The organism is Streptomyces sp. NPDC057543 (assembly GCF_042801895.1).
Lineage (GTDB): Bacteria > Actinomycetota > Actinomycetes > Streptomycetales > Streptomycetaceae > Streptomyces.
This window is the reverse complement of sequence record NZ_JBHVFF010000372.1, coordinates 1-6,941: the sequence shown is the minus strand read 5'-3', so window position 1 is coordinate 6,941 and position 6,941 is coordinate 1. Positions and strand designations below refer to the sequence as shown.

The window sequence follows — 6,941 nt, the reverse complement described above, 5'->3', positions numbered from 1 at the left end:
ATCAGAGTTGCTCCCAGACGCTCCTCCTGTTCCTCGGTGAGATCTCCTGCGTCGACCCGCTGAAGGGCTTGGCGTTCCATGAGCTGTCGCAGCAGTTCGACGAGGGTGAGGACAAGCTTGATCAGGTCCCGTTCCACTGTGTCCGGGTCCGTGGTGATCCGGTGGGCCGGCTCCGGCACCGCGGTCGGATCTGGGCAACCAGGTGATCAAGCCATGGGCACCTGCGATCGATGCCCGGCTGCGGGCCGAGCTATTGCTGAAAGCCGCGGTGGTCCATGAGCGTCTCGTGGGTCAGTACGGCTTCCCGCACCATTACCAGCGCGTCAAGATGTATGTGCAGCAGGCCCGCCCCAGGATCGCGGAGGAGCTCGGATACACCCCGCGAGAGCTGGCCCGCCTCCACCGTCGCTTCGAGGTGGTGCCTGGCGCTCAGGCCCAGGTCGACTGGAGTGACGCGGGCGGCATCCTGGCCCATGTCGGGATCCCGAAGGTCTACTCCTTCCACATGGTCCTGTCTTATTCTCGGGATCCGTTCTGCTGTTTCACCACCAGCCAGAACCTTGCGGCGTTCTGGGAGTGCCACCGGCGGGCGTTCGCGCATTACGGCGGGGTGCCCGGCGTGATCGTCTACGACCGGACCAAGACCGTGGTCCGCCGCCATGTCGCACCCGGCGAGGCGGTCCCTTTGCATCCGGAGGCCGTCGCCTTCGCCGGGCACTACGACTTCGACATCGACGTGCTGGCCGCCTATCGGCCCACCGGCAAGGGCCGGGTCGAACGCCCAGTTGACCATTGTCCGTGATCACGTGCTGGCCGGCCGGGCCTTCTCCGGACTGGATGACCTGGACGGGGCGTTCATGGCCTGGGCCCCCCAGCGCCGGGCCCGCACCCACCGCACCCACGGCGAAGTGATCGGCGTGCGAGCCGCGCGGGATCACGCCGCGCTGCGGCCGCCGCCGGCCCGCCCCTACATCGTGGCCGACCGGTTTCTGCGGCACGTCTGCAAAGACTGCTTGGTCGCTTTCGACGCCAACCTCTACTCGGTGCCCGCCATCAAGGTCCGACACTGAGGTTCCCCCGCAGCTCGAGAGTGGCTGACTAGCTGGTCAGAGCGGGTTGACGTGGTTTCAGGTTCACCCGTTCGGTCGCTGCCTGGTCGGCGTAGTGCTTCTCCTCGAACTCGATCGGGCTGAGGTAGCCCAGCCGTTTCTGGATGCGGCGGGGGTTGTAGAAGCCGTCGATGTACGCCTGGCGGTCGTCGGGTTGGTCCTCGGCTCCATGCCTTCCACTTCCCGTAGAGAGGATCGACCGTGACCTTGGACCACGGCATGGTGTGGCGTCGGTGTGTTGACCTGGGCCGTGTCCTGCTTCCGCTGGTTGACCAGGAGCCGTGGCGTTAGGATCGCCGCGGGAAGCTCACCGACGCGAACCGGCCAGAGCTGCCCCTGCTGTTTTTGGACCTATGCGAATCGCTACGGCCGGTTCGGGCCTGACGTGAACAGGCACCCGGGACTGGCTACGCCGCTTGCCCGAGCGCGCGTGACCCGCACGACGAAACAGCTCCGGCGCCGGCGAGAAGCGGGCGAAGGCTCGGCGGATCGTCGCCTGGGCCGCAAAGGGCCGTCAGGCGGTGGGCTGTACGTTGCCCGCCGCTGTGCCCCCTGTGGTCGGCGGGTCGGCGAGGGCGGTGGCTAGTTGCTCTTGCGCCGCGGTCAGAGCCGCTGCGATGGTGAGGGTGCCGGTGGAGACGCAGAGGGTGTAGGTGACGTCGTCTAGCTCGCGTCGGATCTGGGCAGTACCGCTCTCGGTCTCCCGGGCAAGGAGTGTCTCGTACTCCTCGAGAAGGTTCCACAGTATCGCGGGGTGGGCCATCAGCACAGAAAATCCAATTGGAGAGTGAATGGGGCCTGCGTCGTGTCCGGGGCAAGGCCACGTCACGGGTCGGCCCGACGGAGCTTCAGGCGAACATGCCGGTGCGGAGCCGGGCGAGCGCGCGGGACAGGAGCCGTGAGACATGCATCTGTGAGAGGCCCAGTTCGGCGCCGATCTGGGACTGGGTCATCTCCTGCCCGAAGCGCATCTCGATGATGCGGCGGTCCCAGTCGTCGAGCTGGTGAAGGAGCGGGGCCAGGGTGTGCAGGTCCTCCATCAACTCCATGGCGGGGTCTGCAGCTCCGAGCACGTCGGCGTAGGAGCGCGTGGTGCCAGACGCGCTGTCACCGTCGCTGGGCATGTCCAGGGGACCGGCGGTGTAGCCGTTGGAGGCGACGATGCCTTCGATGATCTCGTCTTCGCTGAGATCCAGATCCCCGGCGAGTTCGTTGACGGTGGGTTCGCGGTCCAGGCGGGTGGCGAGGTGTTCCTTGGCCTGGGCGAGGTCGACGCGCAGCTCTTGCAGGCGGCGGGGGACGTGGACGGCCCACGTGGTGTCGCGGAAGAAACGTTTGATCTTGCCGATGACGTAGGGAACGGCGAAGGTGGTGAACTCAACTTCGCGCGAGAGGTCGAACCGGTCGATCGCCTTGATCAGGCCGATGGTGCCGACCTGGAGAATGTCCTCCATATCGCCGCTGCTGCGGTTGCGGAACCGGCGCGCGGCGAAGCGGACCAGGGAGAGGTTCATCTCGATGAGGGTGTTGCGCGCGTACTGGTACTCGTGCGTGCCCTCCTCCAGGACCTGGAGCTGGTCGAAGAACAGCTTCGACAGGGCCCGGGCGTCCTTGGGCGCCACTTTGCCCGCTTCCTCGATCCAGGGCAGCTCACCGGAGGCGGCAGCGCCCGCTGCCGGCACGGCTACTCCCTCGATCCGCACGGTGTCGGTGATCGGCGCCGAAGTAGCTGCCATGTCCGCCCCTCCCCTGGTGGTGCACTTGTCTTGAAACCGGCTCCTTCCCCGACACGGCGTGCGCATGCGCCTGTCGCCTGTCAGGAACACGAAACAGGGCGGCCGAGGCCCGGTGGCGGTTCGCTTGCCGGGTCCTGCTCCAGCGCTTGGCCTCAGAAAGGCATGCGGCCTCGGGCGCTGCGGCCCGCGGCCTTGGAACTGCTGCGGAAGGGCTTGCTGAAGAGCCGGCCCAGGATGCCCGGGGCTTTGCCGCCGGCGCGTGAGCCGGCTCCCAAGGTGCGCTGGGTGCCGCGTTCGGAGTGCCGGGACAAGCGGGGAATGGGCGAGAACAGCTAGAACGATAGAGACAGCGACAATGCCGACAACCATCATGAAGGGGCTCCGTGGGTCGAGGTACCCCGCCCCCGCAGGAGCATGAGCGCGGCCCACCACTGGCCAGGGCGTACAGTCGGCTCGCTGCTCAGCCCGCGCCAGACCGGGCACCGCTGCCTGACGATTCCTCGTGGTGTTCCGGCCAGGTGGCGCCATGACCAGTACGCAAGAACCGCCCGAGTCGACCCCGCAAGTCGCAAAAGCGCCCGGTGCACCGTCCGTCGAGGACCGTAGCGCGCGGATACGGCGGCGCCTTGAGCGGCTGATGGGGATCGCGGCGACCGAGGGCAACGTGCTCATCCCCTTGCGGAATGGGGATGAGATCTTCGCCGCGATGCTGTCCGGGATCCGGCGTGCCGAGCACACGGTGGACATGACGACATTCGTGTACTGGAAGGACGACATCGCGCGCCGGTTCGCCCAGGCCCTCGCGGAGCGGGCCCGAGCCGGGGTACGGGTGCGGCTGCTGCTGGACGGGTTTGGCAGCCGGCTGATCGAAACCGAGCGGCTTGATGCGATGGAGTGGGCCGGGGTGCAGGTGGCGTGGTTCCGCAAGCCGCTGTATCTCTCACCGCTCAAGCAGAACCACCGCTGCCATCGCAAGGTCCTCGTCGTCGACGAGGAGACCGCGTTCACGGGCGGGGGGCATCGCCGAGGAGTGGTGTGGTGATGCGCGTAACGAGAACGAGTGGCGTGACACGCACGTCGAGGTCCGCGGGCCCGCGGTGGACGGCATCGCCGCGGCGTTCGCGCAGAACTGGGCCGAGTGCCATGACTAGCTCTTCGACGACCGCGACCGGTTCATCGAGCACCGCCTGCAGGGCGACGTAATCGTTCAGGTGGTGCGCGGCTCTGCCAGCTTCGGCTGGCAGGACATGCAGACACTGATCCGCGTGATACTCGAGTCCGCCGAGGAGCGCTTCCGCGTGTCCACCACCTACTTCTCACCGGACGCGTACTTCATCGAACTGCTCTGCGCCGCCGCGCGGCGCGGGGTCGAGGTGGAGATCCTGCTGCCCAGCCCGCACACCGACAAGCGGGTCTGCCAGCTGGCCGGCCAGCACTACTACGAAGACCTCACCGCCTGCGAGGTGAAGATCTACCAGTACCAGCTGACGATGATGCACGCCAAGGTCATCACCGTCGACCGCGTCGCCGCATTGATCGGCTCGACGAACTTCATCCGCCGTTCCATGGACCACGACGAAGAGGTCATGCTCGCCGTCCTGGACCAGGAGTTCACCGCAACGCTGGATGAGCACTTCGCGGCGGACGTAGCGGCCAGTGAACCGATCCGGGCGGGCCGGTGGAAGAGACGCTCTGTCGCCCAGCGGGCCCGGGAAGTCGCCGTCCTGCCCATCCGCCGCTTCCTGTGACCGGCGCCCGGTGCAACGCGAGCCTTAGCCTCGCGCTTTCATGAAGCTATCTGTCCGACGGGTGGTCAGGTAAGCAAAAGTGCCCCTGACCAGCAAGAATGAGCATTATCGAGGTCCTTGCTCCTGCCGCCGTCGGAGGCACTTCCCAGGTGAAGAAGCGCGCGCGGACGCCGGGCGCTGATCCGTTCACGCGGAGACCAGCTTCTTCCTGTGGACAATCGCATAAGCGATCCGAAACAGAGCAAGGGCAAGAGCGCTGACGGTGAGGACAGCGAGAACGACGATCGTAGGGTTCACCCATGCGGGCACGAGACTGATGTGCTCGTTGCATGCGTTGGCCAACGGGAAGAGGGACGTGCCGTCCGCTCCCGTGCGGTCACGCCATGCCTGGTCGTAGTTGGTGTGATGGTTGAGCTCGCAGGTTTCCCGAACGTCCACCCCTCCTGCGAAGGCGCCGACCCCCCACACCGCGACCGAGAAGCTGCCGGCGGTCAAGGCGGCACCGACGAGCGCAATAGGCTGCATGCGCCATCGTCGTCTAACGCCGCGACGCAGCATCAGCAACCCTGCCAGGATGGCCAGGACGAGAGCTGCGAAGACGAGGTTAAACATTAGTTTCGCGCTTTCATGATGCTGACTGTCCGACGGGAGGTCAGGTAAGCGAAAGCGCCTCTGACCAGCAAGAATGAGGATTATCGAGGTCCTTGTTCCTGCCGCGTCGGAGGCACTTCCCAGGTGAAGAAGCGTATCGGGTCCTATCCCCACGTCCACATCCAGGGCGGCGGCCGGGCGGTGGTGTCTCAGGCCGGTGCTGTGCTCTTGGTCGAGACCGCTCGCAAAGCCGGGCTGGACCAGGCGACAACGGCGGCGCTGAGACCTTGGCGTCGTCCTCGAGCGGTGCACGATCCAGGCAAGGTCCTGCTGGACATTGCCCTCGCGGTCGCGCTGGGTGGGGACTGCCTCGCGGATGTCGCCATGCTGCGGGCCGAGCCGGCCGTGTTCGGGCCGGTGGCCTCCGACCCGACGGTCTCCCGTCTCATCGACACCTTCGCCGCCGCCGGACCGAAGGCCCTCTCCGCGATAAGGGCCGCGCGGGCCGAAGCGCGCGAGCACGTCTGGGATCTGGCCAAGGACGCGGTCCCGGACGCCACAGGTCAGGTGATCGTGGACCTGACGGGGTGCTGGTGCTGGCCCATTCCGAGAAGCAACATGCCACCGCGACCTGGAAGAAGACCTTCGGACACCATCCGCTGATGGCCTTCGTCGATCACGGAAGCGGTGGCAGCGGGGAGCCGGTGGCCGGCCTGCTCAGGCCGGGCAACGCAGGCAGCAACACCGCCGCGGATCACATCACCACGGCCCGACTCGCCCTGGCCCAGCTGCCGAGGAACTACCGGCGCGGACGCCGGACGCTGATCCGTACCGACTCCGGCGGCGGCACACATGAGTTCGTCGCCTGGCTCGCCCAACGAGGCAGGTGGCTGTCGTACTCGGTCGGCATGACGATCACCGAGCAGATCCACCAAGCCGTCCTCCAGGTTCCGCCCGCCGCCTGGACGGCGGCCGTTGAACCGGAAGGTGAAACGCGGGACGGCGCCTGGGTCGCCGGACTCGACGGCGATGTCCTCAAGGGCTGGACGAAGGGCATGCGGCTGATCGTCCGCAAAGAACGCCCTCACCCCGGAGCGCAGTTGCGGTTCACCGATGCCGACGGGCTGCGGCTCACCGCGTTCGCCACCAACACCACCAACGTCCCGATCGCCGCACTCGAACTGCGACACCGTCAACGCGCACGGGCCGAGGACCGCATCCGAAACGCCCGCGCCACCGGCCTGCGCAACCTGCCCCTGCACAAGACGGCACAGAACCAGATCTGGCTGGAGATCGCCCTGGACCTGCTGACCTGGATGCCCATGCTCGCCCTGACCGGCGAAATCCGCAGGTGGGAGCCCCGCCGTCTGAGGCTCCGCCTCTTCTCCGCCGCCGCCCAGCTCGTCACGACCGCCCGCCGCTGGCACCTGAGATTCGCACACCACTGGCCCTGGACCGACGTCATCACCGGCGCGATCGAGCGACTAGAATCTCTCCCGAACCCCGGCTGACCAACAGACTCACCCGTCGCAACGAACCTGATGCACCCCACCGGAGCCGTGGAACCCGGCGCCCACCCGACGCGACAGCCGGGCCATCAACATCCCCACCACCAGCCCGAACGACCGAAACGGCCCGGCAAAGCAGCCAGCGGGCCGTCACGTAGGGTCGGGGGCTGGCGCGGTGGCGTAGTACGTACGCTCCGTTTCCAGCCCCCGCCACATCGAACCGTGCATGCGGTTCTCCCGCACACGGCT

Annotated in this window: 3 protein-coding genes and 6 pseudogenes; 3 read left to right on the top strand and 6 right to left on the bottom strand. The window is 67.1% G+C overall.

Annotation, left to right across the window (positions count from 1 at the left end; all coding sequences use genetic code 11):
- Positions 1-176, bottom strand: a pseudogene (locus tag ACFU8Q_RS37320) (gas vesicle protein K); the annotation flags it as partial.
- 41 nt (positions 177-217) lie between these two features.
- On the opposite strand from ACFU8Q_RS37320, the pseudogene istA reads away from it, so the two are divergent.
- Positions 218-1,064 (top strand): annotated as a pseudogene (gene istA / locus ACFU8Q_RS37315) (IS21 family transposase); the annotation flags it as partial.
- 34 nt (positions 1,065-1,098) lie between these two features.
- Here the strand turns inward: istA and ACFU8Q_RS37310 are convergent.
- The 4 genes and pseudogenes from ACFU8Q_RS37310 to ACFU8Q_RS37295 all read right to left on the bottom strand — a co-directional run.
- Positions 1,099-1,260: pseudogene (locus ACFU8Q_RS37310) on the bottom strand (IS3 family transposase); the annotation flags it as partial.
- 363 nt (positions 1,261-1,623) lie between these two features.
- Positions 1,624-1,872, bottom strand: a complete 249-nt coding sequence (locus ACFU8Q_RS37305; RefSeq protein ID WP_384463333.1) for a DUF5133 domain-containing protein — start codon at positions 1,870-1,872, stop codon at positions 1,624-1,626.
- Positions 1,873-1,957: 85 nt separating this feature from the next.
- Positions 1,958-2,845 (bottom strand): SigB/SigF/SigG family RNA polymerase sigma factor, encoded by an 888-nt coding sequence (locus ACFU8Q_RS37300; RefSeq protein ID WP_384463330.1) that lies wholly within the window; start codon positions 2,843-2,845, stop codon positions 1,958-1,960.
- A 152-nt stretch (positions 2,846-2,997) separates the two neighbouring features.
- A pseudogene (locus ACFU8Q_RS37295) lies at positions 2,998-3,217 on the bottom strand (DUF6411 family protein).
- 154 nt (positions 3,218-3,371) lie between these two features.
- Here ACFU8Q_RS37295 and ACFU8Q_RS37290 point away from each other — a divergent pair.
- Positions 3,372-4,593, top strand: a pseudogene (locus ACFU8Q_RS37290) (phosphatidylserine/phosphatidylglycerophosphate/cardiolipin synthase family protein).
- 186 nt (positions 4,594-4,779) lie between these two features.
- Here ACFU8Q_RS37290 and ACFU8Q_RS37285 read toward each other — a convergent pair.
- Positions 4,780-5,205 (bottom strand): hypothetical protein, encoded by a 426-nt coding sequence (locus tag ACFU8Q_RS37285; protein WP_384463327.1) that lies wholly within the window; start codon positions 5,203-5,205, stop codon positions 4,780-4,782.
- Positions 5,206-5,328: 123 nt separating this feature from the next.
- Between ACFU8Q_RS37285 and ACFU8Q_RS37280 the strand changes: the two are divergent.
- Positions 5,329-6,695 (top strand): annotated as a pseudogene (locus tag ACFU8Q_RS37280) (IS1380 family transposase).
- Positions 6,696-6,941: the final 246 nt, after the last annotated feature.

Excerpts from the sequence above, each read along its gene's own strand:
- ACFU8Q_RS37285 (WP_384463327.1), bottom strand. The coding sequence starts at position 5,205 with ATGTTTAACCTCGTCTTCGCAGCTCTCGTCCTGGCCATCCTGGCAGGG.
- ACFU8Q_RS37300 (WP_384463330.1), bottom strand. The coding sequence starts at position 2,845 with ATGGCAGCTACTTCGGCGCCGATCACCGACACCGTGCGGATCGAGGGA.
- ACFU8Q_RS37305 (WP_384463333.1), bottom strand. The coding sequence starts at position 1,872 with ATGGCCCACCCCGCGATACTGTGGAACCTTCTCGAGGAGTACGAGACA.